This is a genomic window from Metasolibacillus sp., from assembly GCF_025291715.1.
GTDB classification, from domain to species: domain Bacteria; phylum Bacillota; class Bacilli; order Bacillales_A; family Planococcaceae; genus Metasolibacillus; species Metasolibacillus louembei.
Map to the genome: position 1 here is coordinate 23,630 of NZ_JAMBIZ010000009.1, position 20,441 is coordinate 44,070.

Sequence of the window (20,441 nt, forward strand, 5' to 3'; positions counted from 1 at the left end):
TATGTCGGATATCGTGAAAGTATTAAGGCGAGTAGTGTTAGATGCAGTCAACGCTCAAAAGCCAGCTAATATTGTTTACGGTACGGTTGTAAGTGTCGCTCCATTAAAGGTGCAAGTCGACCAAAAATTAATTTTAGAGCGTGAACATTTAAAATTGACACGCGCTGTAATGGACTATGAAGTAGAAATGACAGTCGACCATTTAACCGAAAATAGAGCAGGTGGTAGTGGCGAAGCAGCCTTTGCATCGCATAACCACGAATATAAAGGTCGTAAAAAGTTTCTTATCCACAATGGTTTAATTGTTGGTGATAAAGTGACCATGATACGCGCACATGGCGGTCAACAATACATTATTATTGATAAAGAGGTGGTTTGATGCTGCCGAATACTATATATGAAAATGACGGTTTGGAGCTGGATTTCGAGGAAGCTATTGAACCATCAAAAAACTACAAATTACTATATGATAAAAATCGCTGTGTTGGCTATGTCGATGAACTAGAAGCCATGAAACAAGCGATTTTTTTAATGCTCTCAGTTGAGCGCTACGACCATATTATCTACAGTTGGAATTTTGGCGTGCAGTTTAACGACTTATTCGGGAAACCCACCTATTACGTAGCAAGCGAGGTCAAGCGGCGCATACGTGAAGCATTGCTACAAGATGACCGTATTAATGAAGTTGATTCATTTATTGTCTCAGCTCACAAAAATAAGGTTCATATACAATACACAGCGCGTACCATTTACGGCGATGTCACAGGAGAAAGAGAGGTGGAGTATTAATGGCAGAACTGAATTTAGATACGACCTATGAAGATTTAATGGCGCAAAAAATGGCTGGCATTGATAACTCGCTAGATAAGCGTGAGGGTACATCAATGATATTTAATGCGACAGCAGCCAATAGCATTGAAACGGTACAGATGCTTGTTACACTGCGAAACTATGAAAATATGATATTTGCTGATACAGCACCACGTGAGCAGTTAATTCGCCGTGCTGCAGAACGCGGTTTACATCCACGTGAAGCTACATTTGCATTAAGAAAAGGTGAATTTAACATTGATGTACCAATCGGTAGTCGTTATAGCTTAGATGAGCTAAATTACACAGTTATAGAGCGTATCGCATTTGGAGAGTTCATTTTACAATGTGAAACGGCAGGCAATGTCGGTAATATCTTTTCAGGACAGCTAATTCCCATCGATTTTGTAGCAGGACTTGAAACGGCTACGCTAACAGATGTGTTAGTACCAGGAGAGGATGAAGAAGAAACAGAAGCGTTTCGAACTCGCTATTTTAATAGCTTTCAGTCTGTTGCATTTGGCGGGAATCGTGCTGATTATAAGGAAAAGGTTGGGGCTTTACCTGGTGTTGGTGGCGTACGTGTCTATCGTGCTTGGAATGGTGGCGGCACTGTTAAATTAGTCATAATTGACGCACAGTATCAAAAGCCATCACAAACCTTAATTGACCAGGTACAAGAAGCAGTTGACCCAATTGGCATGGAAGGTGAGGGCGTAGGAACTGCCCCGATTGACCACATCGTTACGGTATTCGGCGTGGAAGAAGCGATTATTAATATCGGCCTTAATATCACCTATCAAACAGGCTGGACATGGTCCGATGTTGAGGAAAGTGTACAAGTTGTAATTGATGATTACTTCACCGAGCTGTCCGAACAGTGGGCGCAGGCTGTTTCTAAAGAAGAGGACGAACAAGGCGTCGTTATCCGTATTAGCCAAATTGAGACACGCTTGTTAGGTGTTGATGGCATTTTAGATATTGCAGATACGACACTGAACGGAAATACGACAAACATCGAATTAGGCAGCGAAGAAATACCGAAACGAGGTGCTGTGAGTGGCTAGGGAAGTAGATATCTTAGGTTATTTACCACCTATTTTGCTTGAAATCAAAGAACTGAAAGCAATTGCTGGCGTAGAAAATCCAATTTTAGAAAAGCTGTGGCGTATGATTGATGCGACACTTAATAATCAATTTATTATTACAGCAGACGAAAATGGTATAGGTCGCTATGAAAAAATGCTAGGGCTTCAAGTGTCAGATTCGGACACCCTAGAAACTCGTATTTTTCGTGTATTAGCACGCTACCAAGAGCAGGCCCCATACACCTACCGAACATTAAAGCTGATTTTAGATAGCCTACTAGGCACTGGAAATTATACAATGGAGCGCAATGTAGAGGAAAAATGGCTCACAGTCAAAATTGAGTTAACTGTTAAGCGCCAGTTTGAAGTTGTTGAGGACACACTAGAGCGTATGGTACCGCAAAACATGATATTAACTGTCGAATTGAGATTTAATCAGTGGAGTAAGATTAAGTTGAAAACATGGGGCGAGCTACTATCTAAGACTTGGAGAGATGTGAAAGAGGAGGTGCTATAGTTGGAAAATACACCAAACTATAATATGAATTTACCTGATTATGAGGATTTTGCAGATGTTGAAAAATTGAATGAAAACTTCGAAATAATTGATGCGCAAATGAAGTCAACCGAGGATGCACTTACTACGCACTTGGACAATACTAAGATGTTTGCAACCGCAAAGTTGCCTGCGAATCAAAGTAGTGTAAACAACAGTGAAACTTATTTAACGCTATCATCAGTAATCCATAATAACGGAGCTGATTTTTTGGAGTGGGATAGTGCGAGTAACAAGCTTAAAATTACAAAAAGTGGTATTTACGAAATTATATTAAACGTACATTTTGCTTCTAATGAAAATGGTTATCGGTATATACAGCCTCATAGTTTTGGATTTGCCATTACTCAAAATCCCGTTACTGGTGCAACACCTACTCGTATGCAAGCGTTGTATAGGGGCGCAATAACAGCCAATACCTTATTAGAGCTGACAGTTCAGCAGTCTAGCGGTGGCGCTTTAGACATATTAAGTATTAGTAATGTCATAATTATGAAGGTGGCGGATTTATCATGAGGATAAACGGAGTAAATGTTGGTGTATTGCATACAGAGTTAAATAATAATGGCATTTATCCATACCCCGTTTTTAATTATGGGGATTATGGTGATTTTACTTTTGCGGATAATACAGATATGACATTAGTACAATCTATTATCGATGCACATGATCCAACACCAATCCCGCAGCCGCTTTCTGACATTGAAAAATTAAGATTAGAACAAGCTCAAGCAAACGCTGAGTTAGTACAATTGATAATGATGATGGGTGGTGCATAGTTTGAATTTCACGAAGGATAGTCAATTAGTAAAAGATTATGTATTACTGATAAACAATAACAAAATGACGATTGAAGAAGTACCAAATTTATTCAACTTGAAAGAAGTGGTACAAGATGTTATCAATAATCAAACTAATATTAATGATAATTAAGGAGTTGTTGAAAATGAATTTCAAAAAAGACAGTCAATTGGTAAAAGGTTATGTATTATTAATCGTTTCAAATAAGATGACTTACGAGGAAGTACCAAATTTATATAATTTACGTGAAGCGGTTGCAGAAGCTCTTACTGGCGAAACGGAAGTTGCTTAATCGTTATTCTTTTAGTATGAACAAATATTAGAATAATCTTTAAAAATGTACCAATATTTCGAATTCAGTGACATTTATTGATTTTATTTCAATTACTCAATGATATACTGAAAATAAAAAGGTGGTATATCAAAATGATAAATATAGAATATTGCAAATGTGAAAATATTAAAGGTATTTACTCTGCAGAAACAGAATTTGGATATTGGGATACATGTTCTGAATGCGACAAACCATTAGAAGATGGATTCCATTATTATGATGAACCAGAAATTTATTAACAGTCCCAAAATGTGTAGTAAATCAATAAAAAGTTAATATCAAATAGTTATCAGCCTTCCACATTTATTGTGGGGGGCTTTTTATATTAAAAATAGGAGCGTGAAGCTTATGGAGGGAATTAATTTGGAATATCTAGACGTGGCACATTTATATTTATTTGGAGGGGTAAAATTTATTGATTTATTATTGCTTTTAATGACTTTGGATATCGTCACAGGGTTATTTAAAGCTTGGAAAAATGGTAACTTGTGGAGCCGCAAAAGCTTGTTTGGGTATGCTCGTAAGTTGCTTGTATTAATTGTAATCATCACAGCAAACATTATCGACCAGGTATTGTCGTTAGGTGGCACACTAACGTTTGCAACAGTGCTTTTTTATGTAGCTAATGAGGCTTTGAGCATTACTGAAAATATGGCGCAATTAGGAGTGCTTGTTCCACAAAATTTAGCGGAAAAATTAAAGGTTATTGAAGCAACGAAACACGAAAAAGATCATCTAGTGAGCGAAATTGCGCAGGAGCTTGCAGGGAAAGGTGTCGATAAAAAACTGAAAGATGGTGAAGGTAAATGACAGATGTAACGACAACATGCCGAGATTTATCCGAGCTATTGCCAGCTGCGCAAATTGCATGTAGATTGCTGTTCCAAGAATGTTATAAGACAGGCATTCGCAATATTTTTATTACCGAGACTTATCGCAGTCAAGAGCGCCAAAATTACTTGTATGCACAGGGACGTACAAGACCAGGTGCAATTGTTACATGGACGCTTAACAGCAATCACAAATCGCGCCTTGCGTGGGATATTGCCGTCGGCCCACCAAATTCTCTATACGATGTTAATGTATTAAATAAAGTAGGGGCCATCGCTCGTAAACTAAATATCACGTGGGGCGGTCAACCCTCTTGGGTAGCTGCAGGCAAAACAGATCGTCCACATTTTGAGGTACACGCAAATTGGACTATGCCAAAAGGTTACAAGCTTGAAGGTGAGGTAAGAGTACCGAGTAACAGCAAGATGCAAGTACAATTAATTGTCAAAGACAAGGAGGAAATAACAATGAATACATGGAATCCAGCAAGCCCTGCAATGCAAACGGCAGCAGAGGCTTTTTTAGCGCAGGCAGTCAAGGATGGTATTATACAAGAGTCTCATTTAAAAGACCTGCAAAACAAACAAATGACAACAGATCGATTATTAGGCTTGTACATTACAATTGACCAACGCCGTGCTGCAAAATAAAATTACCCCGCCTTTCCGTTGTGGAGGGCGGGGTGTCTTTTGAATGTTATAAGCAGTTTCCTGACTTGCTTAGGTCTTTGATTATTAGCAAATTTCGGAAGGATTGTCCCAATCGCAAGCCTCTGATTCATCTTCTAGCTCCCCATTTAAAGAGCCATCTTCGTTAAGCCAGTGAGCTTTTATTTCCCATTTAACAGTTACTTCGTTTCCTTCTACATCAACACCTGTTGCTTCATAGTAAGGAGCCTCGTGTGTACCAGAGATGTATGCCTCCTGTGTTAATGTAATTTCTTTACCTTCAAAATTTACTGTTGTCATGTGAATGACCTCCTTTGTTTTATTAATCTAATTATAACACAACTGAATTATAATTCAAGTGAAATATACAAGTTTTTTAAAAATATTTATCATAATATTCACCGAGTTTTTCGGCGACATCTAAACCCATACGACCGATGTCGCTAGAACCATTGACGTATCGCTGAATTGTGCCTTGTACAAATCCGTCGCATTCCTTAACGATGCGATATGCGGTATGTTCTCCTTCCCCGCTTTTTGCATCTTGCGCAGCCTTTATAACTGCTTCTACTTTATTTTTCAGTTTCATTTTCATTCTCCTTCGGTAAATATTTCTTTTCTAACTCTAAACGCCCTTTAAAATAGGCGTCCTCCGGTGTTAAAAAACCCGATTTATAATAACGTTTACCTGCAACGGTTATCCAAGCACGATAACGTAACTCTTTGCTTTTGCGAGTGTAATACTTGCTAACGCCCCGAAAGCCTGTGCCACTATCTTTGCGTGGTTCTTGACCTTTAAATAGTGACATAACAACATTGTCCACACGTTCTTTTTCATAACCTTCTCTAATGTTAGATATGTCTTGCTCGACTTTTAAACAGCCGCAGGAACGTGTATCACCATTTGTTAAATAAGAAGTAGACACATATGCATGACCACCACATTCACATTCACAATACCAAACTATTTTACCTTGTTTCCGTTGGTCAGTAGGGTACTTTGCTGTCAATCTACCAAATTTCTGTCCAGTTAAATCAACATTTTTTCTTGTCATTTCTTACTTCATACCTCCTTCCTCAGTTGTTCGCCGTACCACTCGACCATTATATTTTTGGACAATAACCAATTGCCCGAACCGATGTGTTGGCGTATCCATCCTTTTTCTGTATAAAAGTCAATAGAACCCCTTAATTTCATTTGTTTTATTCGGTCTCGGATAGAAATACTTGATACATTCCATAGTTCAGCGGCTTCGGACACAAAAAGGAAGTCATGAATAGTACCTATTGCTAAATCACTAACTACAGTAGCAATTTTAGATTTTGATGGACCTTTCAAACAACCACAAGAACGAGTTGACCCATCTTTTAAATTATAGTGATAGACAACAACGACGTTCCCACAATCACAAGTACACAAATAATTTTTATGGGATAAAATTTCTTTGATTTCTAATCTACCAAATCTATCTCCTATAGAATATGGTGTGAATAATCTAGTAGGTGTACTATATTGTGCACAACCGCATGACTTAGTGGTTTTAAAATTATTTGCCATAATTTCTTTTACATTCCCACACTCACATTGACACACACAGTACCAAAGTTTTCTCCCTTCTACTGTCTTTTGTATACGGTCTATAACCGTCAATAAACCATTTTTGTCACCGACGGCTCCCTTAGTATTTTTAAGACAACCACATGATTTAGCCTTTCCGAAATTAGAACGTCTTATCTTTATGGTATTTCCACAATCACATTGACATACACAATAGTAAGTTTTCGTTCTACCGATATTCTCATTGCTAAAATCTACTATTTCAAGAATGCCAACTCTATCACCAATCTTTAATTTGCTATGTGCCATTATGCAAACATCGCCTTTACTTCATTTTGTGATAGTTCTACAAGCTCACCGTTGCGAACAGTAGCGTATTCACGACCATCACGAGCGCAGTTAACGTCATAAACTTTACCTTCCGTAAGTTCAAAGAATAGACCACGTACTTCTTCATCTTCAAAGCCATTAACAAATTGACGATTGAATCCATACTTAGCATCTAAACCAACAACCTCAGCAACCCAAGTTTTGTGTTTGCGAGAGCCTTCTGCAAGTTGGATAGTAACAGTAGTAGCCGTTTGTTTAACGATAGCCCAAGCCATTTTAAGTGCCTCCCCGAAATATTCCTTTACTTTCCCACCGAATTTAGCAGCACCATCTTTAGCAATTTCCCAAGCAGTTGTCATAACATTTCTCATTTTAATTCCTCCCCGTTTCCTTTTGTTAATTTAATTATAACACATTTGCAATATAATGCAAATGAAATATATATACGGTTTTTTATTTATTTTTCAAAATAAAAGCCACTTGTGAATACATAAATTACCTGTATTCGAAAACGAATGTTTGTTCTATAATAATTACAAACAAACGTTCTGTAAGGGGTGGGCAAAGTGCGAAATCAACTTATAAAAGCAATGCAACGTCAATGGCTTTTGGATATTATATATATGGCGAAGGATGGTAAAATCTCAAAGAGACGTGTGAAAATCATTAAAATAGCTGGCGATACAATGCAGGTTTATTGTTTCAATAAATGCGCTAAACGTACTTTTATAGTAGATAATACACTTGCGATTATGCCTGTTAGTAGAAGAGAGCGTGAAGTCATATGAACTACGACCAAATGCCAAATCGTGATATTTTTTGTATTGATATGAAGTCTTTTTACAGTAGTTGTATCGCGATGCAAGAGGGACTAGACCCAATTAATGACGCAATTGCTGTGGTTGGTAGTCTTACGCAACCAGGGGCTGTAGTGTTAGCAGCTTCGCCAGCGATGAAACAACGCTTTAAAATAAAAACAGGCAATAGACGCTATGAGATACCGAAACATCCTGATATTCGCTTATATGAGCCACGTATGAATTTCTTTTTAAAAATATCAGTCGAGATAACAAAACTAATCATGCAATTTGTGCCACGGGAAGCGATTCATGTGTACAGTGTTGACGAAAGCTTCGTTGATTTGACAGGTACACAAAAGTTGTGGGGTCCTCCAGAAGAAACTGCTAAAGCGATTCAACTAGCAATTTATGATCAGTTTCGCATACCTTCGGCTGTTGGTATGGGTCCTAATATGTTAATGGCAAAACTGGCACTTGATTTAGATGCAAAACGAGCAGGTTTTGCTAAATGGGCATTTGAGGACATACCTAGAAAACTGTGGCCGATTAGACCTCTCTCCGAGATGTGGGGCATCGGCAGGCAAACTGAGGCATCGCTGAATAATATGGGCATTTACAGCGTTGGGGACTTGGCAAGGGCAGATTTAAAAGAGTTAGAAAAGCGTTTTGGCATCATGGGAAATCAGTTGTACCACCACGCTTGGGGCGTCGATTTATCAACGTTTGGTGAGCCAAATATTGATGTTGCAAAGACAAAAAGTTTTGGGCAAGGTCAAATGTTGATGAGAGATTATCCAACAAGGAAAGAAATCTCTATTGTACTGTTAGAGATGTGCGAGGATGTAATGATGCGGATGAGGCGTGCTGGATTCGTCGGGCGTACGATAAGCTTAGGTGTGTCTTATAGTAGGAGAGCGCAAGAAAAGGGATTTTACAGGTCAAAGACGTTAAAAGAGCCAACGTGTGAGACAATAGATATGTACAACGCATGCGTGGAGCTGTTGGATGAGCATTTTGCGGGCGAACCAGCTAGACAGCTGGCTGTGCGAATTTCAAACTTGGAAAAAACGCATAGTATACAGCTCGATTTATTCGACGAGCGAAAAGCGCAGCGTCAAGTGCTAGCTCATACAATAGATGAAATCCGTGAGCGCTTTGGTCCATCATCCATTTTACGTGCTGCATCATATACGCCGAGTGGTACAGCAATCCAAAGGAATAATAAAATCGGAGGACACTTAGCTTAATGAAGATATATTAAAACCTCAAGTAAATTCACTTGAGGTTTTTACGCTTGATAACTTTTGTGTTTTTTTGTCCCCCAATATGACCCCTGAACTAAACACATTAAAACATATTAAAAAACAACACCTATTAAAGTAATCATATATTAATAGAAGAAAAACAAATAAAAAAACATAAAAATAGCCGCCATTAAAACGGGTAATTATTGGGTAAATCACAAAAAGCTAGCCGAATTTTCTGGCTAGCCTTTTATGTGAAGTTGCTGATAGAACAAAGAAAGTTGCTGATAGAATCAAAAAAATGACTGATGGAATGTCGTAAGCTTTTTAATACAGCATTTGCCCTGTAATTTTGTCAGCTGCTTTAAATAAAACGCGATAACGACGTTCATAATAAGTTGATGCGTAGCCTTTCTTTGAGCCATCAGAGTTATCAAATTCCTCATCCGTCATAAAGCATATCACTGTTATTTAAACGCTGTTGTACTTCGTTTGCTAGCTGGAGAAAATCTTCCTTTGTTTCGCTATTATAAAAGCTCGTTTCAATGTAAATAGAAGGCTTCACTGGAAGGGAAATATTTGGCTTTCATAAGGTTGTGATTTGATCCAATCCACAGGCACTTGAATGCTATATGTAGTAGAAACTTGGATTGGTAGCTCCTGTAATAAATCCTGTACATATTTTGAGCCTTCATCGCTCCATTGTTGAGATATGTCCTCGTCTGTCGAATCATAGTGTAATGTGAAATCGACAATATTCTTTGGCATGAGCCCTGTGCCTACAGACACCGTATATGCCCACGATTTTGAGCTATATCACTCTGATAAATAAAATCAAATACGTAAGAGGCATCTTTAAAGTTATAGCCTCTCGTCTGTAGTGAATAATTTTCCTCTGGATAATGCGCTTGCAAATAGTTTTCTAACTTTCGTTCAACTAATTAGTACCATGGCGTAGCAATTCGTTACAAAATAAAGAGCGTGTCCGAAAAATATTTCAGACACGCCTTTTTAGTTGGCTGGACGAAACATATTACTGTTTTAAATTTTCCTGAATATCCGCAAAGTAAGGCTGCTGTCCTTGGCGGAAATAAGTAAATAAATAACCTTTATGTTTTTTAATTTGCCCATTGAGGAAATCTTGATAAGAAATCGCTGTTGGGATAATGAGCGAGTGTTTGAATAAATCACGCTCTGTTATGCCCATTGCTGCAAATTCCTCACCAGCAATTGTAGGGTTTTGGCGCAATAGTGTATAAATATTTTTTTGCTGCTCTTTATCTGTACGCTCTTTCCACCAAATTTTACGTGGCTGGAATTGCTGTTCCTGTAAATAATCAAGCTGCATAATATTTTGTACAATCGCTAAATCGACGTTTGGCACTGTTTGTAAAAATTCAAGTAAACGCTGGAATAAATCTTCTAGCTGATGTCCGATACGTGACCAACCACGCATTTCCCAGTAAGTGCCGAAGCTTTGGAAAAAGTCGAATGGTGTTTCGAATACCTCTGTTACTAAATATTCAATTGTGTAATCCATGCGATGGGCATTCCAATACTTTTCAAGTACATCCTCTGCATGCTTAATGCGAACGATATCATCAAAGGTTAGCACATTATTTGAGAAGATTTCGTATGGTGCAATATCGACATATGTGTAGCCATATTTTTTAGCTTCTAGACGTAGGCCTGTCCCGCGCAGTAGCTTTAAGAAGCCTAGCTGTAATTCCTCTGGGCGCATTGCAAAGACATCGTTAAATGTGTCACGGAAGGAAGCGTAGTCCTCCTCTGGTAAGCCAGCGATTAAATCTAAATGCTGGTCGATTTTACCACCTTCTTTAACCATTGTCACAGTGCGTTTTAATTTCTCGAAGTTTTGACGGCGTTTCACAAGCTCATTTGTTAAATCATTTGTCGATTGCACGCCGATTTCAAAGCGGAACAAGCCTTTCGGGGCATTGTCATTTAAAAATTGGATAACTTCAGGACGCATAATATCTGCTGTAATTTCAAATTGGAACACAACACCTGGCTTATGCTCATCAATTAAAAATTGGAACATTTCCATCGCATAGCTACGGCTAATATTGAAAGTACGGTCAACGAATTTAATCGTTCTTGCTCCATTATCCATTAAAAAGCGAATGTCCTCTTTAATTTTTTCACGATTAAAATAGCGCACGCCTACCTCGATACTTGATAGGCAAAATTGACATTGGAAAGGGCAGCCACGGCTCGTTTCGATATATTGGATGCGCTTGCCGAGATGTGGCAAATCCTCCTCAAAGCGAAACGGTGTAGCAAGCTCACGCAAATCAATTTTCGGTGGCTGTGCATGGATTCTCACTTTGCCATCTTCTAAATAGCAAATACCACGCACATCCTCTAACGATACATCGCCATCTAAATAGTGCAGCAGCTCCTTAAAGGAGGTTTCACCTTCACCCATGACGATAAAATCAATTTCCGCATGATTTTTTAGCCAATGGTGCACATCATAGGACACTTCAGGGCCACCTAAAATAACTTTAGTGTTAGGTAAAACTGTTTTTAACATTTTAATCACATGCAAAGTTTCTTCGATATTCCAAATATAACAGCTAAAGCCGACAACATCGGGCTGCTTTTGGAATAAATCTGACACGATGTTGAAGGCTGGGTCTTTAATTGTATATTCAGCAAGCTCTGGGATGAATTCAGGATAGGCACTTGCTTTTAAATAGCGGATGGCTAAATTTGTATGAATATATTTGGCGTTTAATGTAGCTAATACAATTTTCATAAACTCTCTCCTTTTTTCTAGTTATCATTGTAGCAGTGTAGCGTAAATGCGACAACTTACTAAAAATTGCGACTAACGTTTAATAACAAAATACATTATTTTTCGTTCAGCGTCATAAGCTAGGGATGACAAGATAAATAGCGTGTGATGTGGCTGTCTATTTTTGGAGGAGGCTAGAAACACCATTTGGCACCAACTAATTAGAAAGCAAATCCATCGTAACAAATAGATATCAACGATATTTTTAGTTTTCTATAAAAAGACAAGCAAGCTCATCTCTTCAAAAGAATTGTCTTTATTTTGTCAAGTATATCTTTCGATGATAAATCCATTTTTTCTACAATAAAATTTCAAAAAAATGAAACATTTATTCGCATTTTGAAATAAAATATCTTGATTACTAAATATTTTTTCGGAAAATATAGAATATTAGGTAATAAAAATGTAATATAGTTAATAGGATATAAATAGCATACTAATTGATAGCGCGATTACTTTACAACAGGAGGTTCGTTTTACTTGAGTTATATTGATATTTCCAAGCTTGATAGACTCTTTGACGGGTGTAAAGAGTCAATTATTGTCATGCACGAATCAGGTCAAATTCAAAAAATGAATCAAGAAGCAACGCAGTTATTAGGTCAGAATTATGTAGTGGAGCAGCTGCTACTTGATGACATGTCCATTAAAATATGGGATGCATTTGTAGAACAAATGAAGAATTTAGGAATAGCATTTTGTAATGTAAACATTATTGTAAAAAATAATTTAATTTCTACAACTATATTTGGCTGTTATTGTAAACAGGAGCAATCCTTTATTATTTGGCTAAATATTGAAGAGGTAGTTAATAAAAAGATTTTATGCTCTATTATAGATTACGCATACTCAGGAGCGATTTTATCGGACGAGCATGGAGATATTATAGATGCATCACAAGGTGCTTTAAATATTTTCGGATATAGCAATGAACAAATAATAGCTAAAACATATGAGCAACTATTGTATGATGTAGGTTTTTCACAAGAGGAATTTTTAGCGTATATTCAAAAAATGGACGAGTGCTCAGTCGGTGCAATAGATTTTGAGCAGGAAGTCGATAGTGAAACAATAATTTATGAGATGACAGCGGTTGCGGGAAGCATGGATCTTTTCATTGTGACGATTATTAAAGATGTAACTGAAGAAAGAAAGATGGCGGATGAGAAAGAAGAAAAAGTGCTGTCTAATTTAAATGAGCTTGTGGCGTCAATTGTACATGAAATAAGAAATCCAATGACTTCACTAAAAGGATTTTTAGATTTATTAAGATTGAATACGAGCGATGATGGTGAGAAGTATTTTTCTATTATTGATGCTGAATTTGAGCGATTAGAGCTTATTTTAGAGGATTTTTTATATTTATCAAAGCCACCAAGATATGTAATGGAGGAAATTTCTTTAGTTAAAATTGTTCAACAAATTGTTGACCTTATGCAGCCACAAGCAATTCAAAGTAATATTTTGTTAATGCTTGAACATTCGCTTGTAGATGAATATAAAATGATTGGCAATGAGGTACGATTGAAGCAACTATTGATCAACGTTATAAAAAATGCCATTGAAGTGATGCCGTTAGGTGGAACGATTACAATTACAATAGGCTATAATATGGATGGCGACATTGAGCTAATTGTAAAAGATGAGGGACAAGGTATGAATGAGGAAGCGATGAACGGATTATTTACACCTTTCTTTACAACGAAAAAGCAAGGTTCTGGTCTTGGTTTACCTCTTGTTAAAAAAGTAATTGAAGAGCATAATGGCAATATACGTGTTTGGAGTAAGGAAGGAATTGGCACGGCGTTTACATTTACAATCCCTGTTGATTCATATAAGTATGTAATGAATATGCCGTTGCAGGAATCGGTGAGTCTAACTTGATTTTGCTAAAACAAGGCTGTGATAGAGTTGTCTGACAAGATAGTACTTTTCAGACAACACTATTGCAGCCTTTTAAATAGAAAAAGAAATTTAAATATTGGACAAGTACTTTAAGGAATGGCTATAATGCTTTGTATATAAGTTATCTTGATTTAGCGGAATTTGTGTTTTGGCGAGGCGATGAGTAATTCGCTAAATCAAACTAAAGCATCTAGTAATGTCGCACATTTTAACGGATAAACTCCAAAATGTAGAACATTAGTCAAGGCGTAATCGATTTTAGATAAGGATGGATTGTATGGCTTCAGAAGAAATTAAACAATCATTAAAGCTATTTATCGTACTGTCACGTGCATATAAAGCAATTAATGAAACAACAAATCAGTTTTTTCAAAAAAATGGATTAAATCCAACTGAATTTGCAGTATTAGAGCTTCTCTATCACAAAGGAAGACAGCCTTTACAGCATATCGGCAATAAAATATTATTGGCAAGCGGCTCAATTACCTATGTAGTTGATAAGCTTGAAAAAAGAGGTTACATAATGCGTGTATCTTGTCCAGAAGACCGCCGTGTGACATATGCGGATATTACTGAGGCAGGCGCACAATTTATGGCAGAAATATTTCCACAGCATGAAAAGCATTTACATGAGTTACTTAGTGCATTATCTTCTGAGGAAAAGGAACAAGCAATTGAGCTGTTAAAAAAGCTAGGTTTATCTGTGAAAGATCTATCCTATTAAGAGAATATGTATGTTTAAGGCACAAAGAAGGGGGCATCCGAAAGTCATTTTGGGACGCCCCCTTTACGACGAGGATGTGACAATACTCGTCGCAGAAAAGCTCTATTGTGACCACCGCAGGAGCACAATTTTAAACAAAAATTGACTATGTAAAAAAGCGGAGCTGTTCAGAAAGTTCACTTTCTGGACAGCCCCTTTTCCTTATTTAATTGTTAGGCCCATTTTTACAAGGGCATCTTTTAAATCAGCATCATTATCAAAAATAGTTAAGCGAATAAATTTATCTGGTCTTTCATATAAAAGTGTTAATACCGTTTCGCCTTCATATTCTACAAAAAATGTATGCATATTCGTAATTTGCTCGTCTAATTGAATAGATGATAAATCATATTCATTATAGTCTTCTCCAGCGAGAGAGGCCTCAACCATATCACTTGTATTTGTTAACAGCTCTTCAAATACGATATCAGCTTTTGGAAATGCTTCAATACGCATAGATACATCAGGGTCAACGTCAGCCATCACAACATCACGACCAGGCTCTTCAGCAGTAATGGTAAACCCGTCCATTAAATCGATATGATAATCTTGCTGTGGGCTTTGTGTGTTTGTTGTAGAACCTTTTATTTCTTGATTATTTGATTTATACGTAATAGATTGTACATCGTTTGTTGGATTTTCCTCTGTTGCTGGGTCTTCTGTATTTTCTTCTGTTTCCTCTTCTTCTACTGCATCATCTCCGTCTATTTCCTCTTGCTCGCTAGGATTTTCTACTGGAGCTCCATTGGAATCATCGGTTGGAGATGGTTCTTCAGTTTGTGATTCTGTACCACATGCTGCTAATAATAGAGCAGTTAAAATAGAGAGAATTAATAAATATTTTTTCATTTAACATTCCTCCTTATAATATAAGGACGTACCTAATTTAAATAAGTTTCCTGCAAAAAAGTAGTTATGTGAGTGGTAAAACTAAAAATAATAATAAAACAAACACTACATGGGAGACAATAATTAATGGTAAGCTTTTTTTCCATTCATATAAAGCACCCCATAAAAGACCTGAAACAAAGGCAGCTATTACGCCTGGTATAAAGCCGCTAATCGCAACTGAAATGGAGAATAAAAGTGCTGTAATAAGGACTGCATAGCTGCTTTTAACGAAGCGTTTTAATTGCTGTTGAACGAAGCCACGCCAAAACATTTCTTCTCCTACGACGATAATAAAAATAAGCAGTAAATAATGCCAAACTGTAGATGGTCCATATTTTGCTAAAAAGTTCGCAATTTGTTGTGGTGCATTTGAGCTTATAAACGGAAGGATTAAATAGCCTACTTTTACAATTCCATATGTGATGGTTCCATAACCAATACCGAATATTAAATATTGCCATGTCGGTAAGCTATCTTCGAATTTTTCTGTAACGAGTGAAATCGCAATGCCTACTAGCAGAGTAAATGTGTATAAGTACCAGAAAATCGCTTTTTCAGAAAATGTATAAAATAGCATTGCATACATGAAAATTAAAGAAAGCAACAGTATTGGAGCTTGTTTAACGAATTTCATAAAATGTATCAACCCCCTAACGTAATACTAACAAAAAAATGCCCTTTCATCATCAATTTTATAATGAAAGGACATTTTTCTAAATTATATTGTATAATAATTGTAAGTAATGCCATATTATAGTGTTAGTAATGCTTGAAAAGCTAGCTTATAGCAAATCGTATGACATTTAAAATAGCACAATTTTTAAAATTGTGGTAAAAATTATGCATTGTTATTGCAGCTAAATCAAGATAAAATTTTATAACGTTTATGGTTAACGACTGTTTTTTCTTCTATTTCTAGGTCAGTGAAATTCTCCATAATGGTTAAGTCAACGATAACCGAATTCTCATTTACCTTTTCAACAACACCTTGTAAGCCGTCTTTAAACTCGATAATATTTCCAACTTCGGCAATTTTCACAGGCAGTCAACTCCTTTAATGACTTCATAATTAATGTCATTACCATAACTGTTGTAAGAATAACATATTAATAGGGTATAAATCAATTATACGGATATGGTTTTGGATTATTTTACTAAAATGTTTAATTAGTGATGTATTTTGAAGACAAATATTGTATAATAACAAAAAAGTCATTTTGAATTCAAAATAAAATGATGAAGTAAACTTGAATGATGAAATTTTAGGTAATTCATTTTAAATAAAGAAGTATGTGTTTAGAAGGAGATATGATTTTTTTATGGAATTATATAGAAAAAAGATAGAGGATTTGCGAAATAGAGAAGTACAATCAATAGAAATTGAAAAAGATGAATTTTTAGCATTTCGTCAAATTTTAGTAAATGAGCCTGACTTTAAGCATTTCCGAGGAGAAGCAAAGCAAGGTGGAAATATTGTATTTACCTATTTAGATATTGCTCGAACATAAGTAAATTATTTGTATCGATGACGAGGGGGGACAAAAGTGGACGATGGTATTTTGAAGCAGCTTGAACGTACGAGAGAATTAATGATTCGTTCAGGAATCGAAAACGGACTGCGAAATGCCAAGACAATTCGCTTGAGTAAACAACTAGATCGATTGATGAACAAATATGAGGAACAAAAGCAACAGAATAAAATAAATGATCAATTTATGAATTAAAAAAATATTTAAAAAATATGTTTAAGCTCATAAAATCGTGGGAATAATATGAATGAACACAGCAACATTCTCATTTCCCCCTTTTGGAGTAGAAGCAAACTAAAGCTTCTACTCTTTTTTTGTTTAGCTACTATAATAATTCTTATTTTTTACTTACAATAAAGTAGCTTAAAACTTTTATACAAAATGAGGAGGAATGGACGATGACGACAATTGCATTTATTGGAACAGGCGTTATGGGTGCAAGTATTGTAAAGCATTTATTAAAGGCGGAGCATGATGTAACAATTTATTCAAGAACAAAAGCAAAAGCATTACCTTTACTAGAGCTTGGTGCAAAGTGGGCCGACTCTCCAGCAGAGGCAACAAGAAATAAAGAGCTTATTTTTACGATGGTTGGCTACCCACAAGATGTGGAACAAGTATATTGTGGGGCAAATGGAATCTTATCCACAGCCAAAAGTGGCGCAACTATAGTCGATATGACAACTTCTGAACCATCATTAGCAAAAAAGCTTTATACATTAGCTTTGGAAAAAGGGGTACATAGCATTGATGCGCCAGTATCAGGTGGCGATATTGGGGCACAAAATGGCACGTTATCGATTATGATTGGTGGGGATGAGGCAATTGTAGCATCCGTTCGACCAATTTTTGAGCTATTTGGAGCGAATATCGTGTACCAAGGACAGGCAGGTGCAGGGCAGCATACAAAAATGTGTAATCAAATTGCGATTGCAGGTGGGATGATTGGTACATGTGAGGCTATCATTTACGGCTTAAAGGCAGGGCTAACGATGGAGGATGTATTGATATCTATTTCATCGGGCGCAGCAGGTTCATGGTCCTTGTCGAATTTAGCGCCGCGTATATTAAAGCAAGATTTAGAGCCAGGGTTTTATATTAAGCATTTTATTAAAGATATGAAAATTGCTTTAGATGAGGCGCAGCAAATGAATTTACAATTGCCAGGTTTAAAGCTAGCAAAAAGCATGTATGATATTTTATTAACAGAAGGCTATGGAGAAAAAGGCACACAAGCCTTAATTAAATATTACGAGCGTTAAAGGGCAGTGTAGGAAAGTAGGAATCATCTACTTCTCCTACACTTTTTTCTTTAATAATTGAATTTTTTGTTTGAAACGAACAAAAAATGATTGCTTTTTATGTTAAAAACGAACATAATATGATTATTAGTTGTTCGAAATTATCGGAAGGAGTGCTTTTATGCAACCAAAAGATCGAAGAGAGCTTATTTTAGAACAGCTTACGATAAATGAAAAAATAGAAATTGAGCAGTTAGTAGAAACGTTAAATGTTTCAGCGATGACGATTCGCAGAGATTTAAATATTTTAGAGGCGGAAGAAAAAATTATCCGTACACATGGTGGGGCGGTATTAAATCAGCCGCTTGTAAATGAAGTTTCGTTTCAAATTAAGGAAACGAAGCACAGCTATCAAAAAAGGAAAATTGCCCAAACCGCTGTGCAATATATAAAAGATCATTCGACGATTTTACTTGATTCAGGCACAACAAATTTAGAAATTGCTAAACGATTAAAGGACAAGCGGCATTTAACTGTTTTAACAAATGATATTCGCATTGCTGTTGAATTAATGGATTCAGATATTAAAGTGATTGTCACTGGTGGTGAATTACAAAATAATACAGGAGCAATTTTTGGACCATTGACAGAGCAAGTATTAAAAAATATTCATGTCGATCAATTTTTCCTTGGCTCTCATGCCGTACACATGGAGGCAGGAAGCACAGCGCCAACATTTGAAAAGGCTTCCATGAAGCAATTGATGATTGAGTGTGCAGAAACCACATTGCTCGTAGCAGATTCAAGCAAATTTGATCAAAAATCGCTTGCTAAAGTATGCAATTTATCTCAAATAGATGGCATTATTACGGATGATGGTGTGCCTACACACTATATTGAAAAATTAAGAGAAACATGTCGTGTCATTATTGCGGAGGGAGGCGATGAGCTTTGAAAATAGGTGTAATTGCAGATGATTTAACGGGTGCAAATGCAACAGGTGTTAGATTGACAAAATCGGGATTTCAAACATCGACAATGGTGCATTACAATCAAGCTCCAACTGCTGCACAAGCCTCGGTATGTGTAGATACAGATAGTCGCTATGCGAAAAGCGATGTTGCGCAAATGAGAGTTGCTAAAGTGCTAGATAATTTATCTGCTTGGGGAGTGGAAGTTGTTTGTAAACGAATTGATAGTACAGTGCGTGGCAATATTGGCATCGAAATCGATACAATATTAAATAAACTGGGCGAAACCGCAATAGCCGTTGTTGTACCATCATTTCCCGATTCAGATCGCGTCGTTTCAGGTGGGTATTTATTAGTGAATGGTGTACCTTTACAATCGACAGATGTAGCAAAGGACCCTGTCGCTCCATTAACAAAATCCTATATCCCAGCGATTGTACAAGGACAAAGCGAATATCATGTTGCACATATCGGCTTGGAAGTTGTACTAGCAGGCGAGCAAGAGGTTGTAGGAGCTTTCAAGCAACAAATACAGACAGGTACTCGCATTGTCGTTGTAGATGCTGTAACAAACGAAGATATTGAAGTAATTGCCAATGCAATGGCAGCATTGAAGGAACAGAAAATGATTCCATGTGATCCAGGGCCACTAACAGCCGCTTTTTCAAGAGCATATTTTAGCCAGGCATTGTCCAATAAAAAAATACTTGTAACGGTCGGTAGCGTAACGGCAAATAGTGCCAATCAGCTACATTATTTAATGGAAAAGACGAATGCACATCCAATTTACGTTGAAACAGCTAAGTTAACAGCAAGTACAGACATGTGGGAGCAGGAAGTACAACGAGTTGTTGAAGCAGTATTAGAGGAAATGAAGCAGCAAGAAATATTGATTATTACAACATATATCCCTGGCTCTGAGCCTCTTGATTTAAAGGAAATCGCTGAGCAGCAAAATATGAAGCAGGAGTTTTTAGCTAAGCGCATTGCAGATGGGCTTGGAAAAATTACAAGACTTGTTATTGAACAAAGCGAATTTGAAATTGGAGGCTGCTTCTCAAGCGGTGGCGATGTTACGGCATCTATTTGTTCGTTAGGTCATGTAGAAGGAATTAAACTACATGATGAAATTCAACCGCTCGTTGCATACGGAGAATTTATTGGTGGTTACTTTGATGGCATTCCACTCGTGACAAAGGGTGGTATGGCTGGTGATAAAAAAGCGATTTATACAAGTGTTCGCCATTTAATGATGATGGCAGCAAATGGACATCAAAACAAGATTGAGGAGGAATAAATT

30 protein-coding genes and 1 pseudogene are annotated in these 20,441 nt (G+C 36.8%); 19 read left to right on the forward strand and 12 right to left on the reverse strand.

The genetic code is table 11. The features are described from left to right. Nucleotide 1 precedes the first annotated feature (1 nt). From M3Z76_RS07960 to M3Z76_RS08005, 10 genes are all read left to right on the forward strand, one after another. Nucleotides 2-379, forward strand: coding sequence for a DUF2577 domain-containing protein (locus M3Z76_RS07960; RefSeq protein WP_293922436.1), 378 nt, complete (start codon nucleotides 2-4; stop codon nucleotides 377-379). Further along, complete coding sequence (locus M3Z76_RS07965; RefSeq protein ID WP_293922267.1) at nucleotides 379-789, forward strand: DUF2634 domain-containing protein; 411 nt, start codon at nucleotides 379-381, stop codon at nucleotides 787-789. Before M3Z76_RS07960 ends, M3Z76_RS07965 begins: the two co-directional genes overlap by 1 nt. Beyond that, entirely contained in the window at nucleotides 789-1,877 is a 1,089-nt protein-coding gene (locus M3Z76_RS07970) for a baseplate J/gp47 family protein (RefSeq protein ID WP_293922269.1), read from the forward strand. Before M3Z76_RS07965 ends, M3Z76_RS07970 begins: the two co-directional genes overlap by 1 nt. Further along, on the forward strand, nucleotides 1,870-2,415 hold the full coding sequence (locus M3Z76_RS07975; protein WP_293922270.1) for a putative phage tail protein: 546 nt from the start codon (nucleotides 1,870-1,872) through the stop codon (nucleotides 2,413-2,415). The genes M3Z76_RS07970 and M3Z76_RS07975 overlap by 8 nt, the downstream gene beginning before the upstream one ends. Continuing rightward, nucleotides 2,416-2,970 carry a hypothetical protein gene (locus tag M3Z76_RS07980; protein ID WP_293922271.1) on the forward strand — a complete coding sequence of 185 codons (555 nt, stop codon included), beginning with the start codon at nucleotides 2,416-2,418 and terminating at the stop codon, nucleotides 2,968-2,970. It begins immediately after the preceding gene. Next, the gene (locus M3Z76_RS07985) at nucleotides 2,967-3,233 is read left to right on the forward strand and encodes a hypothetical protein (RefSeq protein ID WP_293922272.1); all 267 of its coding nucleotides are present in this window, start codon (nucleotides 2,967-2,969) and stop codon (nucleotides 3,231-3,233) included. Before M3Z76_RS07980 ends, M3Z76_RS07985 begins: the two co-directional genes overlap by 4 nt. Nucleotides 3,234-3,400: 167 nt before the next feature. Continuing rightward, nucleotides 3,401-3,547, forward strand: a complete 147-nt coding sequence (locus tag M3Z76_RS07990; protein WP_293922274.1) for a CD1375 family protein — start codon at nucleotides 3,401-3,403, stop codon at nucleotides 3,545-3,547. Nucleotides 3,548-3,681: 134 nt separating this feature from the next. After that, on the forward strand, nucleotides 3,682-3,828 hold the full coding sequence (locus M3Z76_RS07995; protein ID WP_293922276.1) for a hypothetical protein: 147 nt from the start codon (nucleotides 3,682-3,684) through the stop codon (nucleotides 3,826-3,828). Between the two features lie 109 nt (nucleotides 3,829-3,937). Continuing rightward, the gene (locus tag M3Z76_RS08000) at nucleotides 3,938-4,399 is read left to right on the forward strand and encodes a phage holin family protein (protein WP_293922278.1); all 462 of its coding nucleotides are present in this window, start codon (nucleotides 3,938-3,940) and stop codon (nucleotides 4,397-4,399) included. Next, entirely contained in the window at nucleotides 4,396-5,070 is a 675-nt protein-coding gene (locus M3Z76_RS08005) for a M15 family metallopeptidase (protein WP_293922280.1), read from the forward strand. The genes M3Z76_RS08000 and M3Z76_RS08005 overlap by 4 nt, the downstream gene beginning before the upstream one ends. 84 nt (nucleotides 5,071-5,154) lie before the next feature. Here M3Z76_RS08005 and M3Z76_RS08010 read toward each other — a convergent pair whose 3' ends face one another. The 5 genes from M3Z76_RS08010 to M3Z76_RS08030 form a co-directional block, all read right to left on the reverse strand. Continuing rightward, entirely contained in the window at nucleotides 5,155-5,388 is a 234-nt protein-coding gene (locus tag M3Z76_RS08010; protein WP_293922282.1) for a hypothetical protein, read from the reverse strand. Nucleotides 5,389-5,464: 76 nt separating this feature from the next. Next, nucleotides 5,465-5,677, reverse strand: a complete 213-nt coding sequence (locus tag M3Z76_RS08015; RefSeq protein ID WP_293922284.1) for a hypothetical protein — start codon at nucleotides 5,675-5,677, stop codon at nucleotides 5,465-5,467. After that, complete coding sequence (locus tag M3Z76_RS08020) at nucleotides 5,661-6,143, reverse strand: hypothetical protein (protein ID WP_293922286.1); 483 nt, start codon at nucleotides 6,141-6,143, stop codon at nucleotides 5,661-5,663. The genes M3Z76_RS08015 and M3Z76_RS08020 overlap by 17 nt, the downstream gene beginning before the upstream one ends. 8 nt (nucleotides 6,144-6,151) lie before the next feature. Beyond that, complete coding sequence (locus M3Z76_RS08025) at nucleotides 6,152-6,955, reverse strand: hypothetical protein (RefSeq protein WP_293922287.1); 804 nt, start codon at nucleotides 6,953-6,955, stop codon at nucleotides 6,152-6,154. Next, nucleotides 6,955-7,347, reverse strand: coding sequence for a hypothetical protein (locus M3Z76_RS08030; protein WP_293922289.1), 393 nt, complete (start codon nucleotides 7,345-7,347; stop codon nucleotides 6,955-6,957). The genes M3Z76_RS08025 and M3Z76_RS08030 overlap by 1 nt, the downstream gene beginning before the upstream one ends. Nucleotides 7,348-7,542: 195 nt before the next feature. Between M3Z76_RS08030 and M3Z76_RS08035 the strand changes: the two genes are divergently transcribed. Together M3Z76_RS08035 and M3Z76_RS08040 are read left to right on the forward strand one after the other, a co-directional pair. Then, a complete protein-coding gene (locus M3Z76_RS08035; protein WP_293922290.1) occupies nucleotides 7,543-7,764 on the forward strand; it encodes a transcriptional regulator in 222 nt (73 codons plus the stop codon). Further along, nucleotides 7,761-9,023, forward strand: a complete 1,263-nt coding sequence (locus M3Z76_RS08040; protein WP_293922291.1) for a Y-family DNA polymerase — start codon at nucleotides 7,761-7,763, stop codon at nucleotides 9,021-9,023. Before M3Z76_RS08035 ends, M3Z76_RS08040 begins: the two co-directional genes overlap by 4 nt. Before the next feature lie 324 nt (nucleotides 9,024-9,347). On the opposite strand, the gene M3Z76_RS08045 is transcribed toward M3Z76_RS08040, so the two are convergent. From M3Z76_RS08045 to M3Z76_RS08055, 4 genes and pseudogenes are all read right to left on the reverse strand, one after another. Next, a complete protein-coding gene (locus tag M3Z76_RS08045; RefSeq protein WP_293922293.1) occupies nucleotides 9,348-9,473 on the reverse strand; it encodes a hypothetical protein in 126 nt (41 codons plus the stop codon). Between the two features lie 108 nt (nucleotides 9,474-9,581). Then, the gene (locus M3Z76_RS08050) at nucleotides 9,582-9,788 is read right to left on the reverse strand and encodes a hypothetical protein (RefSeq protein ID WP_293922296.1); all 207 of its coding nucleotides are present in this window, start codon (nucleotides 9,786-9,788) and stop codon (nucleotides 9,582-9,584) included. A gap of 11 nt (nucleotides 9,789-9,799) precedes the next feature. Then, nucleotides 9,800-9,943 (reverse strand): annotated as a pseudogene (locus M3Z76_RS19825) (hypothetical protein); the annotation flags it as partial. Nucleotides 9,944-10,053: 110 nt separating this feature from the next. Next, nucleotides 10,054-11,802 carry a B12-binding domain-containing radical SAM protein gene (locus tag M3Z76_RS08055; protein WP_293922298.1) on the reverse strand — a complete coding sequence of 583 codons (1,749 nt, stop codon included), beginning with the start codon at nucleotides 11,800-11,802 and terminating at the stop codon, nucleotides 10,054-10,056. A gap of 519 nt (nucleotides 11,803-12,321) precedes the next feature. Here M3Z76_RS08055 and M3Z76_RS08060 point away from each other — a divergent pair. Both M3Z76_RS08060 and M3Z76_RS08065 read left to right on the forward strand, forming a co-directional pair. Then, nucleotides 12,322-13,725 carry an ATP-binding protein gene (locus M3Z76_RS08060; RefSeq protein WP_293922300.1) on the forward strand — a complete coding sequence of 468 codons (1,404 nt, stop codon included), beginning with the start codon at nucleotides 12,322-12,324 and terminating at the stop codon, nucleotides 13,723-13,725. Nucleotides 13,726-14,023: 298 nt separating this feature from the next. Next, nucleotides 14,024-14,470, forward strand: coding sequence for a MarR family winged helix-turn-helix transcriptional regulator (locus M3Z76_RS08065; RefSeq protein ID WP_293922303.1), 447 nt, complete (start codon nucleotides 14,024-14,026; stop codon nucleotides 14,468-14,470). Between the two features lie 201 nt (nucleotides 14,471-14,671). On the opposite strand, the gene M3Z76_RS08070 is transcribed toward M3Z76_RS08065, so the two are convergent. The 3 genes from M3Z76_RS08070 to M3Z76_RS08080 all read right to left on the reverse strand — a co-directional run bounded on the left by M3Z76_RS08070 (nucleotide 14,672) and on the right by M3Z76_RS08080 (nucleotide 16,439). Next, nucleotides 14,672-15,358: a hypothetical protein gene (locus tag M3Z76_RS08070; RefSeq protein ID WP_293922306.1), complete on the reverse strand. Its 687-nt coding sequence runs from the start codon at nucleotides 15,356-15,358 to the stop codon at nucleotides 14,672-14,674. A gap of 64 nt (nucleotides 15,359-15,422) precedes the next feature. Next, a complete protein-coding gene (locus M3Z76_RS08075; RefSeq protein ID WP_293922309.1) occupies nucleotides 15,423-16,034 on the reverse strand; it encodes a CPBP family intramembrane glutamic endopeptidase in 612 nt (203 codons plus the stop codon). Nucleotides 16,035-16,262: 228 nt separating this feature from the next. Continuing rightward, nucleotides 16,263-16,439, reverse strand: a complete 177-nt coding sequence (locus tag M3Z76_RS08080; protein WP_293922311.1) for a YkvS family protein — start codon at nucleotides 16,437-16,439, stop codon at nucleotides 16,263-16,265. Nucleotides 16,440-16,719: 280 nt separating this feature from the next. Here M3Z76_RS08080 and M3Z76_RS08085 point away from each other — a divergent pair, with 280 nt between their 5' ends. The 5 genes from M3Z76_RS08085 (at nucleotide 16,720) to M3Z76_RS08105 (ending at nucleotide 20,438) form a co-directional block, all read left to right on the forward strand. Further along, on the forward strand, nucleotides 16,720-16,908 hold the full coding sequence (locus M3Z76_RS08085) for a hypothetical protein (protein WP_293922313.1): 189 nt from the start codon (nucleotides 16,720-16,722) through the stop codon (nucleotides 16,906-16,908). Between the two features lie 36 nt (nucleotides 16,909-16,944). Next, nucleotides 16,945-17,124 carry an aspartyl-phosphate phosphatase Spo0E family protein gene (locus M3Z76_RS08090; RefSeq protein ID WP_293922315.1) on the forward strand — a complete coding sequence of 60 codons (180 nt, stop codon included), beginning with the start codon at nucleotides 16,945-16,947 and terminating at the stop codon, nucleotides 17,122-17,124. Nucleotides 17,125-17,327: 203 nt separating this feature from the next. Then, entirely contained in the window at nucleotides 17,328-18,191 is an 864-nt protein-coding gene (locus M3Z76_RS08095) for an NAD(P)-dependent oxidoreductase (protein ID WP_293922317.1), read from the forward strand. A 160-nt stretch (nucleotides 18,192-18,351) separates the two neighbouring features. Continuing rightward, on the forward strand, nucleotides 18,352-19,125 hold the full coding sequence (locus tag M3Z76_RS08100) for a DeoR/GlpR family DNA-binding transcription regulator (protein WP_293922319.1): 774 nt from the start codon (nucleotides 18,352-18,354) through the stop codon (nucleotides 19,123-19,125). Next, entirely contained in the window at nucleotides 19,122-20,438 is a 1,317-nt protein-coding gene (locus tag M3Z76_RS08105) for a four-carbon acid sugar kinase family protein (protein WP_293922321.1), read from the forward strand. The genes M3Z76_RS08100 and M3Z76_RS08105 overlap by 4 nt, the downstream gene beginning before the upstream one ends. Nucleotides 20,439-20,441 lie beyond the last annotated feature (3 nt).

Bases quoted from the DNA above. Each gene is read 5' to 3' on its own strand.
- M3Z76_RS07960 (WP_293922436.1), top strand. From the start codon at position 2: ATGTCGGATATCGTGAAAGTATTAAGGCGAGTAGTGTTAGATGCAGTC.
- M3Z76_RS08085 (WP_293922313.1), top strand. From the start codon at position 16,720: ATGGAATTATATAGAAAAAAGATAGAGGATTTGCGAAATAGAGAAGTA.
- M3Z76_RS08045 (WP_293922293.1), bottom strand. From the start codon at position 9,473: ATGACGGATGAGGAATTTGATAACTCTGATGGCTCAAAGAAAGGCTAC.
- M3Z76_RS08025 (WP_293922287.1), bottom strand. From the start codon at position 6,955: ATGGCACATAGCAAATTAAAGATTGGTGATAGAGTTGGCATTCTTGAA.
- M3Z76_RS08075 (WP_293922309.1), bottom strand. From the start codon at position 16,034: ATGAAATTCGTTAAACAAGCTCCAATACTGTTGCTTTCTTTAATTTTC.
- M3Z76_RS08015 (WP_293922284.1), bottom strand. From the start codon at position 5,677: ATGAAACTGAAAAATAAAGTAGAAGCAGTTATAAAGGCTGCGCAAGAT.
- M3Z76_RS07965 (WP_293922267.1), top strand. From the start codon at position 379: ATGCTGCCGAATACTATATATGAAAATGACGGTTTGGAGCTGGATTTC.
- M3Z76_RS08030 (WP_293922289.1), bottom strand. From the start codon at position 7,347: ATGAGAAATGTTATGACAACTGCTTGGGAAATTGCTAAAGATGGTGCT.
- M3Z76_RS08000 (WP_293922278.1), top strand. From the start codon at position 3,938: ATGGAGGGAATTAATTTGGAATATCTAGACGTGGCACATTTATATTTA.
- M3Z76_RS08020 (WP_293922286.1), bottom strand. From the start codon at position 6,143: ATGACAAGAAAAAATGTTGATTTAACTGGACAGAAATTTGGTAGATTG.
- M3Z76_RS08100 (WP_293922319.1), top strand. From the start codon at position 18,352: ATGCAACCAAAAGATCGAAGAGAGCTTATTTTAGAACAGCTTACGATA.
- M3Z76_RS08040 (WP_293922291.1), top strand. From the start codon at position 7,761: ATGAACTACGACCAAATGCCAAATCGTGATATTTTTTGTATTGATATG.
- M3Z76_RS08005 (WP_293922280.1), top strand. From the start codon at position 4,396: ATGACAGATGTAACGACAACATGCCGAGATTTATCCGAGCTATTGCCA.
- M3Z76_RS07995 (WP_293922276.1), top strand. From the start codon at position 3,682: ATGATAAATATAGAATATTGCAAATGTGAAAATATTAAAGGTATTTAC.
- M3Z76_RS07990 (WP_293922274.1), top strand. From the start codon at position 3,401: ATGAATTTCAAAAAAGACAGTCAATTGGTAAAAGGTTATGTATTATTA.
- M3Z76_RS08065 (WP_293922303.1), top strand. From the start codon at position 14,024: ATGGCTTCAGAAGAAATTAAACAATCATTAAAGCTATTTATCGTACTG.
- M3Z76_RS08010 (WP_293922282.1), bottom strand. From the start codon at position 5,388: ATGACAACAGTAAATTTTGAAGGTAAAGAAATTACATTAACACAGGAG.
- M3Z76_RS08055 (WP_293922298.1), bottom strand. From the start codon at position 11,802: ATGAAAATTGTATTAGCTACATTAAACGCCAAATATATTCATACAAAT.
- M3Z76_RS08070 (WP_293922306.1), bottom strand. From the start codon at position 15,358: ATGAAAAAATATTTATTAATTCTCTCTATTTTAACTGCTCTATTATTA.
- M3Z76_RS07970 (WP_293922269.1), top strand. From the start codon at position 789: ATGGCAGAACTGAATTTAGATACGACCTATGAAGATTTAATGGCGCAA.
- M3Z76_RS07985 (WP_293922272.1), top strand. From the start codon at position 2,967: ATGAGGATAAACGGAGTAAATGTTGGTGTATTGCATACAGAGTTAAAT.
- M3Z76_RS08050 (WP_293922296.1), bottom strand. From the start codon at position 9,788: ATGCCAAAGAATATTGTCGATTTCACATTACACTATGATTCGACAGAC.
- M3Z76_RS08095 (WP_293922317.1), top strand. From the start codon at position 17,328: ATGACGACAATTGCATTTATTGGAACAGGCGTTATGGGTGCAAGTATT.